This window comes from Streptomyces sp. NPDC005963, assembly GCF_040638655.1.
Taxonomy (GTDB): domain Bacteria; phylum Actinomycetota; class Actinomycetes; order Streptomycetales; family Streptomycetaceae; genus Streptomyces.
Window position 1 is genome coordinate 22,153 of the sequence record NZ_JBEXVD010000006.1, and the last position, 20,996, is coordinate 43,148.

Annotated in this window: 18 protein-coding genes; 12 read left to right on the forward strand and 6 right to left on the reverse strand. The window is 71.1% G+C overall.

The window, feature by feature from the left end:
* The first annotated feature begins 38 nt into the window (after nt 1–38).
* Entirely contained in the window at nt 39–1,880 is a 1,842-nt protein-coding gene (locus ABZ348_RS11375) for an ABC transporter ATP-binding protein (RefSeq protein ID WP_358931684.1), read from the forward strand.
* Nucleotides 1,877–3,697 (forward strand): ABC transporter ATP-binding protein, encoded by a 1,821-nt coding sequence (locus ABZ348_RS11380; protein ID WP_358931686.1) that lies wholly within the window; start codon nt 1,877–1,879, stop codon nt 3,695–3,697. Before ABZ348_RS11375 ends, ABZ348_RS11380 begins: the two co-directional genes overlap by 4 nt.
* Nucleotides 3,698–3,884: 187 nt before the next feature.
* Here ABZ348_RS11380 and ABZ348_RS11385 read toward each other — a convergent pair whose 3' ends face one another.
* Nucleotides 3,885–4,490 (reverse strand): response regulator transcription factor, encoded by a 606-nt coding sequence (locus ABZ348_RS11385; RefSeq protein ID WP_358931688.1) that lies wholly within the window; start codon nt 4,488–4,490, stop codon nt 3,885–3,887.
* A 701-nt stretch (nt 4,491–5,191) separates the two neighbouring features.
* Between ABZ348_RS11385 and ABZ348_RS11390 the strand changes: the two genes are divergently transcribed.
* On the forward strand, nt 5,192–6,319 hold the full coding sequence (locus tag ABZ348_RS11390) for a winged helix DNA-binding domain-containing protein (RefSeq protein WP_358931689.1): 1,128 nt from the start codon (nt 5,192–5,194) through the stop codon (nt 6,317–6,319).
* Nucleotides 6,320–6,397: 78 nt separating this feature from the next.
* Here ABZ348_RS11390 and ABZ348_RS11395 read toward each other — a convergent pair whose 3' ends face one another.
* Both ABZ348_RS11395 and ABZ348_RS11400 read right to left on the reverse strand, forming a co-directional pair.
* On the reverse strand, nt 6,398–6,820 hold the full coding sequence (locus tag ABZ348_RS11395; RefSeq protein WP_358931690.1) for an SAV_915 family protein: 423 nt from the start codon (nt 6,818–6,820) through the stop codon (nt 6,398–6,400).
* 314 nt (nt 6,821–7,134) lie between these two features.
* The gene (locus tag ABZ348_RS11400) at nt 7,135–7,989 is read right to left on the reverse strand and encodes a helix-turn-helix transcriptional regulator (protein ID WP_358931692.1); all 855 of its coding nucleotides are present in this window, start codon (nt 7,987–7,989) and stop codon (nt 7,135–7,137) included.
* 109 nt (nt 7,990–8,098) lie between these two features.
* Here ABZ348_RS11400 and ABZ348_RS11405 point away from each other — a divergent pair, with 109 nt between their 5' ends.
* Nucleotides 8,099–9,778, forward strand: coding sequence for an AMP-binding protein (locus ABZ348_RS11405; protein WP_358931694.1), 1,680 nt, complete (start codon nt 8,099–8,101; stop codon nt 9,776–9,778).
* On the forward strand, nt 9,775–11,442 hold the full coding sequence (locus tag ABZ348_RS11410; protein WP_358931696.1) for an AMP-binding protein: 1,668 nt from the start codon (nt 9,775–9,777) through the stop codon (nt 11,440–11,442). The genes ABZ348_RS11405 and ABZ348_RS11410 overlap by 4 nt, the downstream gene beginning before the upstream one ends.
* Nucleotides 11,443–11,453: 11 nt before the next feature.
* Here ABZ348_RS11410 and ABZ348_RS11415 read toward each other — a convergent pair whose 3' ends face one another.
* On the reverse strand, nt 11,454–11,960 hold the full coding sequence (locus ABZ348_RS11415; protein WP_358931698.1) for a GNAT family N-acetyltransferase: 507 nt from the start codon (nt 11,958–11,960) through the stop codon (nt 11,454–11,456).
* A 127-nt stretch (nt 11,961–12,087) separates the two neighbouring features.
* Nucleotides 12,088–12,861, reverse strand: a complete 774-nt coding sequence (locus tag ABZ348_RS11420; protein WP_358931700.1) for a hypothetical protein — start codon at nt 12,859–12,861, stop codon at nt 12,088–12,090.
* A 509-nt stretch (nt 12,862–13,370) separates the two neighbouring features.
* Between ABZ348_RS11420 and ABZ348_RS11425 the strand changes: the two genes are divergently transcribed.
* The 7 genes from ABZ348_RS11425 (at nt 13,371) to ABZ348_RS11455 (ending at nt 20,034) form a co-directional block, all read left to right on the forward strand.
* Entirely contained in the window at nt 13,371–13,622 is a 252-nt protein-coding gene (locus ABZ348_RS11425; RefSeq protein ID WP_358931702.1) for a thiamine-binding protein, read from the forward strand.
* Nucleotides 13,619–14,032, forward strand: coding sequence for a helix-turn-helix domain-containing protein (locus ABZ348_RS11430; protein ID WP_358931704.1), 414 nt, complete (start codon nt 13,619–13,621; stop codon nt 14,030–14,032). The genes ABZ348_RS11425 and ABZ348_RS11430 overlap by 4 nt, the downstream gene beginning before the upstream one ends.
* Before the next feature lie 194 nt (nt 14,033–14,226).
* The gene (gene uraD, locus ABZ348_RS11435) at nt 14,227–14,766 is read left to right on the forward strand and encodes a 2-oxo-4-hydroxy-4-carboxy-5-ureidoimidazoline decarboxylase (protein ID WP_358931706.1); all 540 of its coding nucleotides are present in this window, start codon (nt 14,227–14,229) and stop codon (nt 14,764–14,766) included.
* Between the two features lie 106 nt (nt 14,767–14,872).
* Nucleotides 14,873–15,268: a hydroxyisourate hydrolase gene (uraH, locus tag ABZ348_RS11440; protein ID WP_358931708.1), complete on the forward strand. Its 396-nt coding sequence runs from the start codon at nt 14,873–14,875 to the stop codon at nt 15,266–15,268.
* Between the two features lie 5 nt (nt 15,269–15,273).
* Nucleotides 15,274–16,182 carry a factor-independent urate hydroxylase gene (gene pucL, locus ABZ348_RS11445; protein WP_358931710.1) on the forward strand — a complete coding sequence of 303 codons (909 nt, stop codon included), beginning with the start codon at nt 15,274–15,276 and terminating at the stop codon, nt 16,180–16,182.
* A gap of 206 nt (nt 16,183–16,388) precedes the next feature.
* Nucleotides 16,389–17,765: an 8-oxoguanine deaminase gene (locus ABZ348_RS11450; RefSeq protein WP_358931712.1), complete on the forward strand. Its 1,377-nt coding sequence runs from the start codon at nt 16,389–16,391 to the stop codon at nt 17,763–17,765.
* A gap of 133 nt (nt 17,766–17,898) precedes the next feature.
* Nucleotides 17,899–20,034 carry a HEAT repeat domain-containing protein gene (locus ABZ348_RS11455; protein WP_358931714.1) on the forward strand — a complete coding sequence of 712 codons (2,136 nt, stop codon included), beginning with the start codon at nt 17,899–17,901 and terminating at the stop codon, nt 20,032–20,034.
* Between the two features lie 213 nt (nt 20,035–20,247).
* Here ABZ348_RS11455 and ABZ348_RS11460 read toward each other — a convergent pair whose 3' ends face one another.
* Nucleotides 20,248–20,850, reverse strand: coding sequence for a TIGR03086 family metal-binding protein (locus ABZ348_RS11460; RefSeq protein WP_358931716.1), 603 nt, complete (start codon nt 20,848–20,850; stop codon nt 20,248–20,250).
* Between the last annotated feature and the right edge of the window lie 146 nt (nt 20,851–20,996).

Consider the following 20,996-nt stretch of genomic DNA (forward strand, 5'->3'; position numbering starts at 1 on the left):
AGCGGAAGGGACTCAACGTGACAGGTAGTCGGCCAGCGGTGCCATCCCCGCCGTCGGCGACGTCCGTACGGTTCCTGGGCACTGGCCGGCTCCCGCTCGCGGCCGTCGCCGTCTGCTCGGCACTCGCCGCACTCGCTGCGGTCGCCCTGCCCGCGGCCCTCGGCACCGCAGTCGACGAACTCGTCACCGAAGGCCGCATTCCCTGGTCCGCCCTGCTGCTGTGCGCCGGGCTCACCGCGGCCGAGGTCGTCCTCGACGCGCTCGTCGCCCTGCTCGGCGGCACCACCACCGCCGCCCTCACCGCCCGACTCCGCACCCTCGTCCTCGATCGAGTGGTGCGCACCGAGCCGCGCCGCGGCGGTGCCGTTCCGGCCGGTGATCTGACCACCCGGCTCACCGCCAACGCCGCGGACGCGGCAGCCGTGCCCGTCACGGCGGCCACCGCCGTCGCTGGAGTGCTCCTCCCTCTCGGCGGGATCGTCGGGCTCTTCCTCATCGACCCCTGGACCGGACTCGCCCTCCTCATCGGCGCCCCTTCGTTCGTGCTCCTGCTGCGCACGCTGATCCGTCGCACCGCGGACGCCGCAGCCGACTACCAGCGCGAACAGGCCCTGATCGCCACCCGACTCACCGAGGCACTGGACGGCGCGGCCACCCTGCGCGCCGCACACACCGCCACCCGTGAACACGCGCGCATCACCGAACCCCTCACGGACCTCGCCGCACACGGCCGGCGGACCTGGCAGATCCACGGCAGCGCCGCGGGCACCAGTGCCGTCCTCCTACCGCTGCTCTCCCTGCTGGTGCTGGCCGTGGCCGGACTGAGGCTCGCCGCCGGGGCGATCAGCGTCGGCGATCTGCTCGCCGTCTCCCGCTACGCGGTCCTCGCCGTCGGTCTCGGCTCCCTGACGGGAGCCCTCGGCGCGATCGCACGGGGAAAGAGCGCCGCAGCCCGGCTGGAACCCCTGCTGACCCTGCCCCCCGTGCCCCATCTCTCCCGATCCCTGCCCGCCGACGGCCCCGGCACCCTGGAACTGCGCGACGTCGACGTGGTGCAGGACGGCCAATACCTGCTGCGCGGCGTCACCTTCAGCGTGCCCGGCGGCACCTCGCTGGCCGTCGTCGGTCGATCCGGGTCCGGGAAGTCTCTCGTGGCAGCCGTCGCGGGCCGACTCATCGATCCCGACAGCGGCACCGTCAGTCTCGACGGGGTGCCCCTGGACACCGTCGACCCGGAGCTGCTGCGGCACGAGGTCGGCTATGCCTTCGCCCGTCCTGCACTGTGGGGCGAGACCGTCGAGGACAGCATCGCGGCCGGCGCCACCCGCCCGACCGACACCCAGATCCGTACCGCAGCCCGGGCCGCATCCGCCGACGGCTTCATCCGACTACTCCCCCTCGGCTACCGAACCCCGCTCGACCGGGCCCCGCTCTCCGGCGGTGAGCGTCAACGTCTGGGCCTGGCACGGGCCTTCGCGCGATCCGGTCGACTGCTGATCCTCGACGACGCCACCTCCAGCCTCGACACCGTCACCGAACGCCAGGTCCAGCAGGCCCTGGCGAGCCACACCGGCCGCAGTACGCGGATCGTGGTCGCCCACCGCATCTCATCGGCCCTCCAAGCCGACCGGGTGCTGTGGTTGGAGGACGGTGAGGTGCGGGCGGTGGGACGGCACGGCGACCTCTGGGCGGACCCCGCGTACCGTCAGGTCTTCCATCTCGCCGCCGTGCCGCCCGCCCCCGCCCCGCCCGCCCCCGGCGCGACCGAACCGCCCGCCTACACCGAAGCGCACTTCAGCGCGGTCCCGGCGAGCCGCCCGCCCGCTGAGAACCACACATCACCCCACCCACAGCGGCGATCCGACCGGGAGGCACCATGACGCCCGATCCGGCGCCCACGGCGTCCGAGCCCGAGCAGGTCAGAGGGGCTCTGCGCAGGGTGATGCGCGAGGGCGTGCCCTTTCTCAGGGCCCGTACCGGTGCCGCGCGCCGGCTCGCCGGCTGGTCGCTGTTGGAGTTCGCCCAGACCTTCATCAGCGGATACGCCGTCGCCCACGCCATCGACCGGGGCTTCCTCTCCGACGCCCCCGCCACCGGACTGCTCTGGCTCGCCGTCGCCGCGCTCGCCACCCTCCCCGCCGCGCTCGCCACCCGCAGACTGTTCGGCGGACTCGCCGACCTGGTCGAACCGTTGCGCGACGGACTGGTACGGCGCTCAACGGCCCGCGCCCTGGCCGGGGCACTGACCGCGGCCACCCCCGCCACCACCCGTTCGCTGTCGCAGGTCACCCACCAGAGCGAGATCGCCCGCGACGGCTGGGCCGGTCTCGTCCTGTCCCTGCGCTCCTTCGTCTTCACCTCACTCGGCGCGCTCGCCGGACTGGCCGCGCTCTCGCCCCGACTGCTCCTGATCGTCCTACCGCCGCTGGTGCTCGGACTGGGGCTCTTCCTGGCCACGCTGATCCCCATGGCCGCACGCCAGAACGCCTACCTCGGATCCGACGAAGCCTTCGCCGCCCACGCGGGCCACACCGCGTCCGCACTGCGGGACATCGCAGCGACGGGCGCGGTGCGACCGACCCTCGCCCGCGCCCACCAACTCGCAGACGAACAGGCCGCCGCGGCGCGGTCGCTCGCCCGCTGGGCCGCCGTCCGCATCGTCGCCCTCGCCGTGTGCTCGCGCATCCCGCCGCTCCTGCTGCTGCTCACCGCACCCTGGTTGATGCGACACGGGCTCACCAGCGGTGCGCTCGTGGGGGCGTTCACCTATCTCACCGCATCGCTGGCCCCCGCCCTGCACGCCCTGCTCAGTGTGCTCGGCACCGCGGGCGGGCGGCTGGTGGTGGTGCTGGACCGCTTCACCGGGGCCGTGGCACTTCCCGAGCCGCCGGCCGGTGCACCGCCGAGCCACGCGGTGTCCGCGGCCACGGCCGAACTGTGCGCCGTGAGCTTCGCGTACGGCCCGGGCGCCCGGCCCGTACTGGACCGATTGGACCTCACGCTCCGACCTGGTGAGCACCTCGCGGTCGTCGGGCCGAGCGGCAGCGGCAAGTCGACGCTCGCGGCCATCCTCGCCGGTGTGGTGTCTCCCACCGGGGGAGAAGTGCGCTGGCTGGGTCGTGCCACCGGTGCATGGGAACCCACCGCCCTGCGCACCCTGCTGCCCCAGCAGGCGTACGTGTTCACCGGCACACTGCGCGACAACCTCCGCTATCTGCGGCTGACGGCAGACGACGGCGCGCTCGTCGCAGCGGTGGAGGCCATCGGCGCGACGCCCCTGCTACGGCGTCTCGGGGGACTGGACGCCGCCGTCGACCCCCAGCAGCTCTCGCCTGCGGAGCGCCAACTGATCGCCCTGTGTCGGGCCCATGTGACCACCACGCCCCTGTTGATCCTGGACGAGGCGACCAGCCATCTCGACGCGGCTGCCGAGGCACGCGCAGAGGGGGCACTGGCCGGGCGGGGAAGGACCCTGGTGGTCATAGCCCACCGGCTGTCATCGGCTGCCCGCGCCACTCGGGTCCTGGTGATGGACGGTACGCACACGGTCTGCGGGACGCCGGCCGAACTGCCCGCCCGGTCGGCGCTGTACCGCGATCTGATGGGGCACTGGTCCCCGACCCCCGAGACCCCCGCGCCCGCGTCCTACGAACCGGATGCACCGGAGCATTCCGTGAGCCCCGTGCGGCAGGGGTGAACCCCGGCAGCTCGTGCCGTACGTCCCTGCGGAAGCGCGATGTGGAGTGGCCCGGGGGCGTCCGCCCGGTGCGCCGGAGCGGGTTGGTCGTCGCCGCCCGGGACGTCACCTTCGGCGGAACCCGGGAACCGGACCCACCGCGTCGAGCTGATCTGGAACCGAACCGGCAGGATCCGGAAGAGGGACCCTAGAGCCAGCCGAATTCCTTCGAGAGTCTTATGGCGTCCAGTCTGTTCCGTGCGCCCGTCTTCCGTATCGCCGCCGCCAGGTAGTTGCGCACGGTACCGCTGGCCAGATGGAGCGCGTTGGCGATGGACGACACCGACTCGCCCTCGGCGGCCATCGCCAGTACGTGCAACTCCCTGGGTGACAAGGGCACTTCCGTAGCCTGTAACAGCCCGAAGGCCAAGGACTGGTCGATATGTCGACCGCCTGCCGCCACCTTGCGCACCACGTCGCAGAGGTTGTCCACGGGGCCGAACTTGTCTATGTACCCTCTGGCACCCGCGTCCGAGGCTCTGCGTAAATCACCGGCCCGATCCCCGCGCGCGAGGACCACCAGCGCCGTCTGCCGGGCGGCGGAACGCCGCAGCGACTCGGAAAGAGTGAGGACTTCCACGGAATCCGGACAGTCGAGGTCCGTCAGCAGTATGTCCGCGGGTTTCTCGTTCATGGCCGCCCGCACGCCCCCCTTGTCGGTCGTGTGCACCTGAATGCCGTGGTGCTTGCTGAGCAGGCAGGCCAACGATGCACGCCATAGGGATACCGCGTGTACTAGCAGAACCGTCGTCATGTGGTGCTCCTTCAGCTGTCAACGTGTACGTACGCTGCGTACGTTCGGTGGGCAACTATCACCAGTTCACCGCAGCCGAGCGCCGCGACACTGACGATCTGCCTAATACCCTCGAAGGGAGGACGTGAGGGGGGCGTGAGAGCGCACGAAGACCTTCGGATGTGCGCCCCTGCTGCGTGTGCCCGCGCCTGTGATGACGACACCGGGCGGACGATCGGGCCGGGGGCGGAACCGCGCCAATTTTCCCGGCTGGTCGACACGGCTCACGACGTCGTCGATCCTCGCGCCGACCTGTGCCACCGGCACATTCCATCTGATGCACGGGGGCGCTCGACGCCGGCGCCACATGCGAGGACGTCGATGGCCGCACCTCCAGCACACCGTTTCGCCACCCCGGACACTGGCGAGAGCCGCCCCGAGGGCCGTTGCCGCCCGCGCAGGGGCGACGTCCGGTCCACGCGGCCCCTGAGCGGGGACGTCGGCTCGCTCCGGGCCCGTGGTCAGGGGGACGGGTGATGGCACCGGGAGATGGCGGGATATGTACCCCTGGTTCCCCCGACTGCGGGCCCTACGCACCCGAAATCCTGCCTCCGGACCTTCTCCGGACCTTCTGGGTCGGTGTGTCGGTACGTATCGTCCGCCCCACCCACCACAGAGAGTTGAGGACGAAGGCTGTCCGCAACTCTGGCTACGGTGAAGCCATGGCCATCGCGAAGCAGCCTCCCGTGCTCACCGCCCGCGCGCTCAACCGCGCCACCCTCGACCGCCAACTCCTGCTGCGCCGTTCACCGCGGGCGCAGCTGTCGGCCCTCGGCGCGGTCGAGCACCTCGTCGGCCTCCAGGCCCAGAACGTCAAACCCCCCTACGTCGCCCTCGCGGCCCGACTCGCGGACTTCGACCCCCGGGAGCTGTCCGATGCGATGGCCACGCGCAAGGCGGCGCGACTGGTCACGATGAGATCCACCATCCACACCCACTCGGCGGCTGACTGCCTGGCCCTGCGCCCCCTGGTGCAGAACGGCGGCCCCGCCCGTGAGCTGCGCATGTTCCGTGCCGGGCTCCAGGGCGTCGACCTCGACCAACTGGCCGCACTCGCGCGCGAACTCGTCGAGGAGGAACCCCGGACCATGAAGCAGCTCCGTGAAGCGCTCCTCGTCCGATGGCCGGACGCCGACCCCCAGTCCCTGTCCGTCGCCGCCCGCTGTCTGCTTCCGTTGGTGCAGATCACCCCCCGCGGCCTCTGGGGCAGCAGCGGCCAGGTCGCGTTGACCACCGCGGAGCACTGGTTCGGGCGGCCGGCGGGACCCGCGGCCACCGCCGATGACGTGGTGCTGCGCTATCTCCGCGCCTTCGGACCCGCTTCCGTCAAGGACATGCAGACCTGGTCCGGACTGACCCGGATGCGGGACGTCTTCGCTCGGCTGCGCCCCCGGCTGCTGGTCTTCAGGGACGAGAGGGGCGTCGAGCTCTTCGACCTGCCCGATGCACCCCGCCCCGACCCGGGCACCCCGGCCCCGGCCCGCTTTCTGCCCGAGTTCGACAACCTCCTGCTTTCGCACGCCGACCGTGGCCGGGTCGTCGCCCGGGACGACCACAAGGCGCTGACCTGGCGCGGCAACCAGGCGTACCCCACCGTGCTGGTGGACGGTTTCCTCGCCGGGATCTGGCAGCTCGCCGAGACCGAGGGGGAGGCGACCCTCACCGTGCAGACCTTCGCCCCGCTCACCGCGTCACAGCGGGTCGAGGTGGCCGAGGAGGGCGAACGGACGCTCACCGCGCTGTCCTCGGCGACGAGTCACGACATCAGGTTCGGCCGCTTCCTGGACTGATCGGGGTGCGCCCGCCCCCCTCGGGCCCGCGGGCGCACCCCGATCCACCGGACCGAGGGGGCACGTACACCTGAGACATCAGGCCCGCGGGCGTGCGGTCTCACCGACGGCGGACGAGGCACGCAAGGCCCCTTCCGCCGGCAGGCTCTCCTCGGTGGCGCCGGTGAGCCGACGGACACAGACCGGTGCCAGGGACGGCACCGCAGCCGCGGTCCGTGCGGGCCCCGGGGCCGTCAGCTGGGGATCGACGATCAGGCTCAGCACCCCCAAGGGCTCGGCGAGCGCACGTACGACCGGCTCGGCGAGCCTGATCCACGCCTGTTCCTCGCCGAGGACCCCGGAGAGTCGCTCACGGCTGGTGAACCCCACGGCCGTCCGCACGCCGAGAGGTGTCCGGAGAAAGCACAGATGGTGGCCCGACACCCGGCCGAGCCGCACCGGGACGTAGAGGGCTCCCGTCGGTCCAGGGCGCTCGCCCTCGCCGCTCTCCGCTGTGTACATGGTTCTCCCTGTCCGTTCTGGATCACGCCGCGGACGAATCCGGCCGAGCAGCCCCGCCGCCGCGCCGTTTCCGTGCCGCCGTTTCGCTCCTCCGACGGATCGCGCAGGAACGTCGACCGCCGGAACTGCGACGCTAGGCCGGATCGGAAGCCCCGGACGCACCCCTGGTACACCCCTGACGCGGCGCTGACGCCCTGGGCCCGATCTTTGACGCCTTCCCAGCGTATGGGAGCAGAGGACCGGCCGTACGACGTCCTCGTACGGCCGGTCTCGGTCTCGGTCCCTCGATCTGCGACGGCGGCTCGATCCGTCGGCTACGGCAGCACTCCTGCCCGCCGCGCCGCCACCACCGCCTCCAACCGGGTGTGCGCCCCCAGTTTCCGCATGGCCGCGCGCAGATAGCCCTTCACCGTCTCCGGCCTCAGCCCGAGCCGCTCGGCCGCTGCGGCGTTCGTCGCCCCCGCGGCGACGCAAGCCAGCACGTCGACCTCGCGGGGAGCGAGCGTCACCGACTGTGGAGGACGCCGGGTGCGGCCGTCCGCTGCGGTGTCCGACCGCACCCCCGCTTCGGCCAGCCGCCCGCAGACCGCAAGCAGCGTCTGGCGCAGTTCCGGGTCGGCCACCTTCGGAGCCAGCGCCCGCAGTTCGCCGTGCACCTCACGGACCTCCTCCCACGCCCCGCGCCCCGCCACCGGCTCCCTGGCCACGGCCAACAGCCCCTGGACCTCGTCGCGGACCACGAGGGCCTGCTCCACGTCACGGGCGGCGGCGACCGCCGCGTCAAAGGTCCGATCACCGAGCGGAACCGGTCTGCGCAGCGCCCCGTACAACACCCCCCGGACGCGTCGGCGGACGACGACCGGCACGGCGAGGACCGAGCGCAGGCCCTCCGTCGACACCGCCGAGTCGTACTCGTGACTGATGTGCCGGGCCTCGCGGTAGTCGGTCACCGCACAGGGCCGGGACAGGGCCATGGACTTGCCGCCCAGACCATTGCCCGTGCAGATCGACAACCCGTGCAGCGCGCTCGTCTGCGCTCCGCTCAGCTGGGCGATCCGCAGTCGTTGGGCATCGTGCAGCAGTCCACCGAAGGCGATCGGCAGACCCGTCGCGCGGCGCAGACGCACCAGCGCCGCCCGCATCTCCACCGCCTCGGTCGGCTCGGACAACACCGTTCCACTCCCTCTGTTTCCGTCTCACCACCCCCGATCGGGGGTGGTGAGACGTAGGTCACTGCTAACACGATGCTACTGAGTGGTGTGGCAATGAGGAGGGCACATGGCTGCAAGCAGCACGACCGAGGAGTTCCGGGTGGCCCGGGACTTCCTGCTGCGGCACCGGGAGGAGTATCGGCACGCGTACGACGGCTTCGTCTGGCCCCGGCCCGAGCAGTTCAACTGGGCCCTCGACTGGTTCGACGCTATCGCACGGGGCAACGACCGGACCGCGCTCCACATCGTGGAGGAGGACGGCACGGAGACCCGCCTCTCCTTCGCCGAACTCTCCGTCCGTTCCGCCCGCACCGCGAACTGGCTGCGGGACCAGGGCATCCGGGCCGGTGAGCGGATCGTCGTCATGCTGGGGAACCAGTACGAGCTGTGGGAAGTGGCCCTCGCGGCCATGAAGCTGCGGGCCGTCGTCATCCCCGCCACCCCCCTGTTGGGCGCCGCCGACCTCCGCGACCGCGTCGAGCGCGGTCGGGCCAAGCATGTGCTCGTGCGCTCCGAGGACACCGAGAAGTTCGCCGACGTCCCCGGCGCATACACCCGCATCGCGGTCGGGGCGACCGTCGACGGTTGGCTCTCCTACGGGGAGGCGAGCTCCGCGGACCCCGTCTTCGAGCCCGACGGCATCACCCGATCCGATGACACGCTGATGCTCTACTTCACGTCCGGCACCACCGCCCGCCCCAAACTGGTGGAGCACACCCACACCTCGTACCCCATCGGCCATCTCGCAACGATGTACTGGATCGGGCTCCAACCCGGCGACGTACACCTCAACATCTCGTCCCCGGGTTGGGCCAAGCACGCCTGGTCCAACCTGTTCGCCCCCTGGAACGCCGAAGCCACCGTCTTCATCCACAACTACACGCGCTTCGACCCCGCTCGGTTGATGTCCGAGATGGACCGGGCCGGCGTCACCAGCTTCTGCGCTCCGCCCACCGTCTGGCGGATGTTGATCCAAGCCGACCTCACCCGCCTGGAGAACCCGCCCCGCGAGGTCGTCGCGGCGGGCGAGCCGCTCAACCCCGAGGTGATCGAGACCGTCCGCAGGGAGTGGGGGGTCACCGTGCGGGACGGCTTCGGACAGACCGAGACCGCCGTACAGGTCTCCAACAGCCCCGGCCAACTCCTCAAGGCCGGGTCGATGGGCCGACCGAGCCCCGGCTACCGGGTGGAGTTGCTCGACCCCGTCACCGGTGCACCGGGCGCAGCGGAGGGCGAGATCGCCCTGGACCTCACCGCCGCGCCCGTCGGGCTGATGGCGGGCTACCACGGCGACCCCGAACTCACCGGGCAGGCCATGTCGGGCGGCTACTACCGCACCGGAGACATCGGCGCACGCGACGTCGACGGGTACATCACCTACATCGGTCGTTCGGACGACGTCTTCAAGGCGTCCGACTACAAGATCTCCCCCTTCGAGTTGGAGAGCGCCCTCCTGGAACACCCGGCGGTGGCGGAAGCGGCCGTCGTCCCCGCCCCCGACCCGCTGCGGCTCGCCGTTCCCAAGGCGTACGTGGTGCTGGCCGACGGCTGGAAGCCCGGCCCGGAGACGGCGAAAGTCCTCTTCGCCCACTCCCGTTCCGTCCTCTCCCCATACAAGCGGGTGCGGCGACTGGAGTTCGCAGAACTGCCCAAGACCGTCTCCGGCAAGATCCGCCGCATCGAACTGCGCGAGCGCACGGCGAAAGGTTCCATCACCACCGAGTACGACGAGGGAGAGTTCCGATGAGTCTCACGGAGGCACCCCCCAGGGAGCGGGGCGTTCCTGGCGCCCCGCTCTCGTACGCCCACGGCACCGGAGTGACCCCGTTGCTCGGGGAGACCGTCGGCCAGCGGCTCGACCGGGCCGTCGCCGCCCATCCGGACCGGGAGGCACTGGTGGACCTCACCAGCGGCACCCGTTACAGCTACGCCGAGTTGGGCACGGCGGTCGACCTGCTCGCGCGTGCCCTCATCGGCATCGGCGTCACCAAGGGCGACCGGATCGGCATCTGGGCCGTCAACTGCTCCGAGTGGGTCCTGGTGCAGTACGCCTCCGCCCGTGTCGGGGCGATCATGGTGAACATCAATCCGGCGTACCGCGCACACGAACTGGAGTACGTCCTCCAGCACGCAGGGATATCCGTGTTGTGCGCATCGCAGCGCCATCGGAACAGCGACTACCGAGCACTCGTCGGCGCGGTCCGTGACCGCTGCCCGGAACTGCGCGCGGTCCACTTCATCGGCGACGGCTCCTGGAGCGCCCTGCTGGCGGCGGCCGGGGCGGTGACTGCCGAGCAACTGGCCCTGCGTGAGTCCGAGTTGTCCTGCGACGACCCCATCAACATCCAGTACACCTCGGGCACCACCGGATTCCCCAAGGGCGCCACCCTCTCCCACCACAACATCGTGAACAACGGCTACTCGGTGGGCGAGACCCTCGGCTGCACCGAGCGGGACCGGATATGCCTCCCCGTCCCCTTCTACCACTGCTTCGGCATGGTGATGGGCAATCTGGCGGCCCTGACCCACGGCGCGTGCATAGTGATTCCCGCGCCCTCCTTCGACCCCGGGGCGACCTTGCGGGCCGTGGCCTCGGAGCGCTGCACCGCCCTGTACGGGGTCCCGACGATGTTCATCGCCGAACTCAACCTCCCCGACTTCGCCTCGTACGACCTCACCTCCCTGCGCACCGGCATCATGGCCGGGTCGCCCTGCCCGGTGGAGGTGATGCGCCGGGTGGTCCACGAGATGCACATGGACGAGGTGTCCATCTGCTACGGCATGACCGAGACCTCCCCGGTATCCACCCAGACCCGCCGCGACGACGACCTGGAGCGGCGTACGGGCACGGTCGGGCGGGTGATGCCGCACATCGAGGTCAAGATCGTCGATCCGGTGACCGGGACGACCCTGCCCCGGGGCGAGGCCGGTGAGCTCTGCACCCGCGGCTACAGCGTGATGCTGGGCTACTGGGGCGAACCGGAACGGACGGCCGAAGCCGTCGACCCGGGCCGCTGGATGCACACCGGGGACCTCGCCGTGATGCGCGGCGACGGCTACGTACAGATCGTGGGACGGATCAAGGACATGATCATCCGCGGTGGCGAGAACGTCTACCCCCGGGAGATCGAGGAGTTCCTCCACACCCATCCGAAGGTCGCCGACGTACAGGTCGTGGGAGTCCCGGACCAGCGGTACGGGGAGGAGATCCTGGCCTGCGTCATCCCCTGTGACCCCGCCGATCCGCCCTCCTTGGACGAACTCACCGCCCACTGCCGCGACCGGCTCGCGCACTACAAGATCCCCCGCCGACTCCGCATCCTGGACGGCTTCCCGATGACCGTCAGCGGCAAGGTGCGCAAGGTGGAACTGCGGGAGCGGTACGGCAGCCCGGAGTCCGCCGACCGGTGAGTGCGGGTGGTTCAGAGCGACCGGCGCATGCACACCCTGGGCCAGCGGTCGAGCCCGAGTTCCGCCTCGTGACGTCTGATCCGCCGTAGTCCCTCGGTCAGTTCCGCGTCCCCGAGTGTGCGAAACCCGAGCCGGGCGTAGTACGGGGCGTTCCACGGGACCTCGGCGAAGGTCGTCAGGGTCAGCGCGGTCAACCCTTCGGCGGCGGCCCGGTCGGCCAGCGCGTCGATCAACAGGCGTCCGAGCCCCCGCCGTGCGGCCGACGGATGGACGGACACCTGCTCGATGTGGGCGGCGCCGTCCACCACCTCGTCCAGGAGGTACCCCAGGGGCGGGCCCTCGTTCGCGACGGCGACCCAGGCGCGCCCGGCCCTTCGATGACCCTCCAACGCTTCGAGCGTCGGGGGGTCGTCGTCGGCGATCTCCACCATCCCGAGGGCGCGGAACGGCTCTCCCGCCGCCCTCTCGATGTCCTGGAGGCGGGGGAGCTCATCGGCCGTGGCGGGGCGGATACGCATGGGCCAAGTATCGCCGAGCGCGGTGGCGGGCCCGCGGGCGGTGGCGGACCCGCGGGCGGTGCGGGTCCGAACCGTCCGCACTGCCGCGCGGCAGCCCCCACAGGCGACGGGACTTTGAAGACCCGACCTAAACCCCGGTGGAGACCAACTCAGCCGCCTGGGTGTTGACCGGTTGGGGGCTCCCGGTGAGGTCCATGCTGAAGAGGGCGACCCCCAGATCGTCCGCGCGGGTGCGCGCGTCGCCCGCGTACCCGGCGAGGGAGAAGTACACGGTGGTCGCCGCTGCCGCGGTCAGCCCCGTCAACCAGAGGCACTCCACGTCGCGCGGTGCGGCGGGCTGGGTGGACGGATTGACCTGTGCCGTCAGCCCGGGGCCGCGGAGGTCTATGGCCGGTGCGAGCGGGACGTCAACGGGGGGTTCGGGCCGGGCCTCGGGGAGGTGGACGTCCTGTTGGACCACTTCGCGAAAGCCCAGCCACTTCAGGTAGAGCTCGGCCATGGTCACCGCGTCGCGCGCCGTGCGGATGGCGATCGGGCGGAACGCGGGCCGGGGCGAGTTCGCCGTCCTCGGCAGCGGTATGTGGGACGGCTGGGGAGCACTCTGGGGCGCCTCGGACGGCCCTGTGTCGACGACGTCTTCCGCGGATTGCACGGGGATGCGCAACAGCGTTCCGCAGGGGCAGCCCAGTTCCGGTTGCGGCCAGTGGTCGAGCCGTCCGCAGTGCCCGCAGCGGACCTGCACCCAGTCCTCGGCCCAGGTGCGGCGGAGGAACCGTTCGGGCACTGCGCCCTGCACCAGGGGCGGTGAGAGGGCGAAGCCGCAGACACAGGGGTAGACCGGCGCCGCGAACTGGTGGTCCCGCAGACACGACGGACAGCGCACCCGCAGTGATTCGGCCATCGAATTGCCCCCAGATCCTGGCTCATCCCGGCAGTTGCCCTGCAATGTGCCCGTCCATCGTCCACTAGGAGGGGGTATTTGGGGAGGGTCTCGGCCATCCCTTGACTCAGAAGCAACCGCATTCTTACGTTGCTGCCCGGATGGCGCGGCTTTTCTGTCGTATGTCTGACTGATGGTGAGGGCCGGCGACCCGGGGGCGCCACGGGCTGGCGGTGGCCCTTCCCCGGACGACGGCCGCGCTCCGCGGACGCTTCGCCCGGATGCACCCACGGCGGCCGGGGAGGCCCCGGTGGTGCGCTCCCGCGGCCGCGCTGCTCGCCGAGGTGATTCCGTTAGGGTCGTACGCGAACACCCCGGGCGCACCGTTGCCGTGACGGCTCGACCGTCCGTGAGCACCCTCCGCCCGCGATCTGCGGGACGGGCTCGCAGATCGTCCCGCCGGGCGACACCCGGGGAGCGGGGAAGCCAGTGAGGGAACGGGTGGTCGGTGTGGACGCGATGGGGGCACTGTGCGACTGAGGGCGGAGTTCACGACCGAACCCTTCGATCTGGACCAGCCGCCCGCTCATGCGGCGGTGGCCCGTGAGGTCATCGAAGCGGCACCGCTGGACGCGGTGGAGGTCGGCCCGTTCGGCAATACGGTGGAAGGCGGCGCCGACGCCGTCCTCGCCGTGCTCGACGCCGTACTGCGCCGCACGTTGGAAGCGGGTGCCACGCGGGTTTCCTTGCAGCTCAACGTCGTGCAGGAGGCCGGCGAATGACGGAGCCGGCCGAGCATCCCCTGCTGGCCGCGGTACGGCCCCTCGTCGACGCCCTGGGCGCCGAGTTCATCGCCCCCGCACGGGCCGGGGTCGACGATGTGCGCCTCGCCTGGGAGGGTGAGGACGTCATCGCCGTACGGCTGCCGGGGCTGTCCGAATCGCTCGATCGGATCCTGGCCGGTCTGGAGCGCCACCACGGAAGGCCCCTGTCCGAGTTGGACCGCAAGGCCAAACAGGACGTGGTGCGGACCTTGGAGATGCGGGGCGCCTTCTCCGTGCGTCACGGAGTGGAGACCGTGGCGAGTGCGCTCGGCGTCAGCCGCTTCACCATCTACAACTACGTCAACCACGCCAATGAGCAGCGGGCCAAAGCGCGGGTGGTGGAGGAGACCCCGCCGCAGGGCGACTGATCGTACGCGCACGAGTTCCCGCCCGGCCGTGGGTACGGGCAGCGACGGGAGGGGCGCGGTCGCGGACGCTGCGCCGCCGCCCGTCCTCCACCGCCGCCGCTTTTTCAACAAACTGTTGACGCCCGTCGGTCGGAGGCGTTAGCTGTGCGCAGGCCGGTTCAAACGCTCTTGCGAACGACGTCCAGGGAGACCTCGTGCCATCGAGCCCACAGCGCCCTCCGGAGGGAGCGGCGACCAGGCAACTTCCGGGACTCACCCGGTTGAACACCCTGGCGAGGCCCGCGGTGCTCGCCCTTCTGCACGAGGTGTGCGCCAGCCCCGGTTGGGCGAGCGCCATCATCGCCCGGCGCCCCTACCAGGACGTCGAAGAACTGCTGGCCGCGAACGATGTGACCACTGCGGCCCTGAGCGCCGAGGACCTGTCGGACGCCCTGGCCGGACACCCGCCCATCGGCCGGCCCCGGGCCGCCGATCCGGTGTCCTCGCGGGAGCAGAAGGGCATGGGCGAGTCGAGCGACGACCTCAAGGCCGAGATGGTAGAGCTCAATCTCCGCTATCAGGAGCGGTTCGGTCATGTGTTCCTGATCTGCGCCACCGGGCTGAGCGGCGCACGGATGAGGGACGCCCTGCGGGCACGGTTGCCCAACAGCCCGGAACGAGAACGAGACGTCGTCCGCTTCGAGTTGGGGCGGATCAACGGCATTCGCCTCCGCGGGCTTGCGGAAGGGCCGTAGGGTCATCCGCCGACCGTTTCAGTCCCCCCGGCCGGGCTTCGGACCCACCGCGGCGGTGCTGACGATCCCCGGGCGGGCACTTCCATCACCCACGGAATGAGGGGCGTTGAGTAGCGAAACCACTGCGTCGGTGTCCACGCACATCTTGGACACCACCCTCGGGCGTCCCGCGCGGGGCGTCCCCGTGCTGCTGGCGGTACGTTCGTCGACGGACGCCCCTTGGCGGGTGTTGGGCGGTGCCACGACCGACGGCGACGGCCGCTGTCAGGACCTCCCCGTCCCACCGGTGGGCACGACGCACGTACGCCTGGAGTTCGCGACCGAGGCGTACCACACGGGTCACGCGGGTGACGGTACCCCCGCATCGGCGTCCGGGGCCGTTCGTGAGGAGGCGGCGTTCTTCCCGGAAGTGACGGTGGCCTTCGCCGTCCGTGCCGGACAGCACTATCACGTACCCCTGCTGCTCAATCCGTTCTCCTACTCCGTGTATCGAGGGAGCTAGCACCCATGCCCGTTCTCGGCCAGAACCAGTACGGAAAGGCGGAGGTCCGAGTCGTCCGCGTGGCGCGGGAAGGTGCCGTCCACCATCTGAAGGACCTCAATGTCTCCATAGCGCTCTCCGGGGACATGGCGGACGTCCACCACTTCGGCGCCAACACCCATGTGCTGCCCACGGACACCGCGAAGAACACGGTCTACGCCTTCGCCAAGGAGTACGGGATCGAATCGGCCGAGCAGTTCGGCATCCATCTCGCGCGCCATTTCGTGAGCTCCCAACCACCCATACACCGCGCCCGAATCCGCATCGAGGAGTACGGCTGGGAGCGCATCAGCGCTGCGGACACCGGTGATGACACGACGGGCGGACACTCCTTCGTCCGCCGCGGTGGCGAGACCAGGCTCTGTGAGATCACCCATGACGGCGAGCGCTGGCAGGTCGTCTCCGGTCTCCGGGACCTGACGGTCATGAATGCGACGGACTCCGAGTTCTGGGGATACGCCAAGGACAAGTACACGACCCTCCAGGAGGCATACGACCGCATACTCGCCACCGACGTGTCCGCTCGTTGGCGCCATGCATGGGAATCCGACGACCAGGCCGCGCCCTCGTGGGACGGCTCGTACGAGAGGGTGAAGAAGAGCATTCTCCGTGCCTTCTGCGCGACCTACTCCTATTCGCTGCAACAGACCCTGTACGCCATGGGTGCCTCGGTCATAGAAGAGAGCCCCGGCATAGAGGAAATACGATTCTCACTACCGAACAAGCATCATTTCCTGGTCGATTTGGAAGCATTCGGTCTCAGCAATGACCGTGAGGTCTACGTTGCGGCGGATCGTCCCTACGGACTGATCGAGGCCACGGTTCTCAGGAACGGGGCCGTCGCGGCGATCCCGGTCGATCTGACAAACGTGTGACGCAACTGGACGCATCCGTTCACGAGGTTCGGGAGAGCCGGCCGGGTCTGCACCGAGGACCGGGGTGCGGGTGGGTTCACCGCCCCCCGGACCGCCCCGATGCACCCCGGCCGCCCCGCCCCGTATCACCGCCCCGATGCACGCCGATCGCTCCCGTTCGAGGGCGCGAACCGGGGAAGAACCGCAGCAGAGAGGACGAGACCCACATGTCGGATTTCCGCATCGTCATCGAGAACTGTGCCATCGCCACGGTGGATCCGACCGACACCGAACACCCGAAGGGCCACATCGTGGTCGCGGGCAACCGCATCGAGGCGGTCGGGCCCGGCCCGGCACCGACCGGACTGCGCGATGTCGTCCGCCGCATCGACGCCACCGGCCATCTCGCAACACCGGGCCTCGTCAACACCCACCACCACTTCTACCAGTGGATCACCCGAGGTCTGGCCACCGACCACAACCTCTTCGACTGGCTGGTCGCCCTCTACCCGACCTGGGCGCGCATCGACGAACCGATGGTGCGTGCCGCCGCCCGGGGCTCGCTGGCCATGATGGCGCGGGGCGGAGTCACCACCGCCATGGACCACCACTACATCTACCCCCGCGGCTGCGGCGACCTGTCCGGTGCGATCATCGGCGCCGCCCGGGAGACGGGCGTCCGGTTCACCCTGGCCCGGGGGTCGATGGACCGCGGCACATCGGCCGGCGGACTGCCCCCGGACTTCGCCGTGGAGACGCTCGACGCCGCACTGGCGGCCACCGAGGAGACCATCGACGTCCACCACGACCCCTCCGCCGACGCCATGACCCAGATCGCCGTCGCCCCCTGCTCGCCGTTCTCCGTCTCCACCGACCTCCTGCGCGAAGGCGCGAGCCTCGCCCGGAGCAAGGGCGTGCGCCTGCACACCCACGGCTCGGAAACACTGGAAGAAGAACGCTTCTGCAAAGAGCTCTTCGGAATGGGGCCCACGGACTACTTCGAGTCCACCGGCTGGCTCGGGCCGGACGTCTGGATGGCGCACTGCGTGCACATGGCCGATGCGGATATCGCGGCCTTCGCCCGTACTGGCACCGGAGTGGCGCACTGCCCGTCCTCGAACGCCCGCCTCGCCGCCGGAATAGCGCGGGTGCCCGACATGCTGGCGGCGGGCATCGCCGTGGGCCTCGGCGTGGACGGGACCGCGTCCAACGAATCGGGCGAACTACACACCGAACTGCGCAACGCACTGCTGATCAACCGTCTCGGCCGCCACGGCGAAACCGCCATGACCGCCCGTCAGGCCCTGCGTCTGGGGACCCACGGCGGTGCCCGCGTCCTCGGGCGCGCGGGACAGATCGGCTCCCTGGAAGTGGGGAAGCTCGCCGATCTGGTGCTGTGGAAGATGGACACGCTCGCCCATGCCTCGATCGCCGATCCGGTGACCGCCCTGGTCTTCGGCGCCGCGGCTCCCGTGACGCTGTCGCTCGTCAATGGAAGGGCCGTCGTCGAGGACAACCGGCTGACCACGGTGGACGAAGAGGAGATCGCGCGGACCACCCGTGCCGAGGCGCAACGTCTGACGGGCATCGCCGGATCCCGGTGAGCCGCAGTGGACCGTCAGCGCCCGGGGGCCGTTCGGCACCACATCGGCGCCCGGGACCGTTCGGCGCCCGCCGTTCGACCGGGCGGCTACCGCACGGAGCCGCATTGTCAGACCCCCGTGCCATGCTCAAGGCATGGATCTTGAACGGGTTTTCGCAGATCTGGACGGCGTGCCCTGGGCCGATCTGGACCATGCCTACGGGCAGGCGGATGACCTACCGGACCTGCTGCGCGCCCTCACCGGCGACGAGGAGCAGGCCACCGAGGCAATCGGGGAACTGTGGGCCAGCATCCTCCACCAGGGCACGGTGTACGCGGCCACCGTGGCGGCCGTGCCCTTCCTGGCGCGCCTTGCCGCGGCTGACGTGCGCGCCGCCGAGATGCTGGTGCTGCTCGGCGGAATAGCCGAGAGCGAGGACGAGTTCGACCTACCCGCCCCCGGCGCCTGCCGGGCGGCCGTCGTAGAGCAGTTGCCGCTGGTCCTCGACCTGCTGACCTCCGATGACGCCGAGGTGCGCCAGGAGGCGGCCTGGGCGGCCGGCCGGGCGGGCTGCGCCTCGGCACTGCCCGGGCTGCGGCGACTGTGGACCGACCGGGAGGAGAAGCACCCCGGCGTCCGGGTGGAAGCACTGGCGGCCCTGGCCCAGCTGGACCCGGAAGGCACCCGGCCGGACCTGCTGACGGCCCTTGCGGAGGAGGAGCCACCGGAGCTGCGGGTCATCGCCGTGATGGCCGCAGTCGACGCCGGAATGCCTTTTACGACCGACCATCACACCACCCTGCTGTCCCTGCTCCCCGCCGCGCCGCACGTCGCCGACCGCAGCGACCAGGAGCGGACCGAACCCCTGCGCCACGTGGTCGACGCACTACTGCGGCGCGACACCGACCGGGACCGTGCCGCCGTCCACGCCCTGCTGGAAGCGGCGCTCGGGCTGACGGAGCCCACTGCTCGGGAAGAGGCGCTGTGGGCCGCCGAGCACGCCTGCGCCATCTCGCGCAGCGCCCCGGCGCGGCTCGCCCCCGCGCTGGTTCCGCTGCTGGGCGACCCCTCGTTTCACCGGGTCGCGTCCCTGCTGCCCATCCTGGACCAACTCGGCAGCCATGCCGCACCGGCGGCACCCGCACTGGCGGTGCTCGCCGCGACGGACGGCGAACTCGGGGACCGGGCGCTGGCGGTGCTGGCCAGGATCGCCCCGGAGCAGGCCGCTCGGCTGCTCGCCCGGGGCCTGGAGGACCGCTCGATCACCCTCGCGTCCGTGACGGGGGCCCGTGGCCCCCGTCCGGGGCTGCTTCTGCCCTATGCACCCGAGTTGTTGAACGCGATCCGCATCAGCCTGTCCCACCTGGCCGCGGCGGACGAGCCACCGAGCCGCGCACCTGTTGAACTCGTCGCACTACTGGCGAGTTGGGGGACAAGGGCCGCCGCCGCCCTACCGGAACTGACCCGGGCCCTGGCTGCCTTCCCCGCTCTGGTTCCGTCCGCGCTCGTCGCGATCTGTCCGCCGAACCACACCGAAGAGGTCGCCGAGCTGCTGCGTGGAGCGGCCCGGGCCGGTGCCGTTGAGGACCGTTGCGCCGCGGCGGAGGCACTCTGGCGGCTGACCGGTGAAACGGACCTTCTGGTCGTCGCCCTCCAGGCCGCCTTGCGCGAGGGCAGCCCCGCAGCGCATCTGGTGGAGACCGCCGGACGGCTGGGGGCGGCGGCCGGGGGGCTCGTCGCCGAGCTGCGGTCCGCGTTGACCCCCGCGGGCGGCGGGCGGACCGTCTACAAGATGAATGCGGACCTCCAGATAGCCCTGGCGCTCTGGCGGCTCACGGGCGACGACGACCAGCCGGTCCGTGTGCTCGGAGCCGTCCTGGCCGAGGCCGCGGAAGGCATGTGGACCCGCTGGCCGCGGGCGAACGCGGCGCGTGCCGCAGCCGAGATCGGGCCCGCGGCCAGGGCGCTCACCCCCGCGCTGGAGGCGCTGCTCAGCGACCCCGTACAGGTGCCCGGGGCGGTGCTGGCGCTGCAGGCCGTGGGCAGCCCCCTCGACGAGACCCGGGCGGCCGAGCTCCTGGTGACCTCAGCCGAGCTGGACGCGGACCCGATGGGAGCCCTGGAAGCCCTTCGGGCACTGGGGCCCGGAGCCCTCGCTCCCGAGGTCATCAGCCGTCTCACGACGCTCGCCGAAGGCGATCTCAGGGTGGTGGGTTCGGGTTCCGCAGCGGACCGCGTCGCCGCCGACGAACGGATGCGGAGCTCGGCGCGCACACTGCTCCTTTCCTGACGTGCCGTTGCACCCTGACCCGGTCGGGGAAGGGGCGCCCGACGTCCACCCCCGTACCCATGGGCGTCGTCGACGCTCATGGGTACGGGGACGGGCGCTCGCCACCCGGTTGGAGCCCGCCCGGTCTGCCCCGTGCCGGACCGGACGGGAGAACGATCCCCTCGCGGTGAGGGGAAGCACGGCCGGGGTGCCGCCAACATCCCGGCCGGGCGGTCACCCCTGCGGATGCCAGTCGGGGCGCCGACCGCTGCGCCCCACCACCCGGTCCAACAGGGGCGCCCCTTCGGGCACGTCGACCACCGGGCCGAAGATCGACCCCCGACCGGGGTCGTCGTCGACGGGCTCCAGCAGCGCGTACGACACGCGCAAACTCGCCTCGTCAGGGGCATACGGTTGGTCGGTCGCCCGGGCCAGGTCCCAGCCGTGCACCACCAGCTCGTTCAGCGCCACCTGACCGGCGAGGGCAGCGGGCAGGTCGATCCCTCCGGCCCGGGTCTGCCCCTCCCAAGCCTCGGGCCGGGACCAGGCGCGGGTCAGCTCGTCGAGCCTGGGTGGCAGCGCGCTCCGCCAGTCGCCCGGCAGCGAGGGCAGCGCCGTCTGGGGGTCGGTGTCGGTCGTGGGGCCGAGTTCCTTGCGCCCGGCATCGCGGAAGGCGCCCGCCAGCCCCACCAGATGGCCCAGCAGCTCCCTGACGGCGTAGTCCGGACAGGGGGTCGGATCGTCGAGACGTGCGTCGTCGACGCCTTCCGCGAGCCCTGCGACCGCATCGGCCGCAGGGCGCAGATCGAGCAGGGGGTTCGCCGGATTCGTGTTCATGCAGACATGACTGCCCGCGCCGCCCGAACTCATCGCGTGGGCGCCGATCGACCGGTCGCCCCACGCTGACGTGCGAGGTCGCCGCCCCTGTGATCCATTGAGTTCCGGTACCCGCACTCCATCGACCGGCCGCGGGGCCCGGACGG

Bases quoted from the DNA above. Each gene is read 5' to 3' on its own strand.
- ABZ348_RS11390 (WP_358931689.1), top strand. From the start codon at position 5,192: ATGGCCATCGCGAAGCAGCCTCCCGTGCTCACCGCCCGCGCGCTCAAC.
- pucL (WP_358931710.1), top strand. From the start codon at position 15,274: ATGCCCGTTCTCGGCCAGAACCAGTACGGAAAGGCGGAGGTCCGAGTC.
- ABZ348_RS11420 (WP_358931700.1), bottom strand. From the start codon at position 12,861: ATGGCCGAATCACTGCGGGTGCGCTGTCCGTCGTGTCTGCGGGACCAC.
- ABZ348_RS11385 (WP_358931688.1), bottom strand. From the start codon at position 4,490: ATGACGACGGTTCTGCTAGTACACGCGGTATCCCTATGGCGTGCATCG.
- ABZ348_RS11430 (WP_358931704.1), top strand. From the start codon at position 13,619: ATGACGGAGCCGGCCGAGCATCCCCTGCTGGCCGCGGTACGGCCCCTC.
- ABZ348_RS11455 (WP_358931714.1), top strand. From the start codon at position 17,899: ATGGATCTTGAACGGGTTTTCGCAGATCTGGACGGCGTGCCCTGGGCC.
- ABZ348_RS11405 (WP_358931694.1), top strand. From the start codon at position 8,099: ATGGCTGCAAGCAGCACGACCGAGGAGTTCCGGGTGGCCCGGGACTTC.
- ABZ348_RS11450 (WP_358931712.1), top strand. From the start codon at position 16,389: ATGTCGGATTTCCGCATCGTCATCGAGAACTGTGCCATCGCCACGGTG.
- ABZ348_RS11380 (WP_358931686.1), top strand. From the start codon at position 1,877: ATGACGCCCGATCCGGCGCCCACGGCGTCCGAGCCCGAGCAGGTCAGA.
- ABZ348_RS11395 (WP_358931690.1), bottom strand. From the start codon at position 6,820: ATGTACACAGCGGAGAGCGGCGAGGGCGAGCGCCCTGGACCGACGGGA.
- ABZ348_RS11410 (WP_358931696.1), top strand. From the start codon at position 9,775: ATGAGTCTCACGGAGGCACCCCCCAGGGAGCGGGGCGTTCCTGGCGCC.
- ABZ348_RS11415 (WP_358931698.1), bottom strand. From the start codon at position 11,960: ATGCGTATCCGCCCCGCCACGGCCGATGAGCTCCCCCGCCTCCAGGAC.
- ABZ348_RS11460 (WP_358931716.1), bottom strand. From the start codon at position 20,850: ATGAACACGAATCCGGCGAACCCCCTGCTCGATCTGCGCCCTGCGGCC.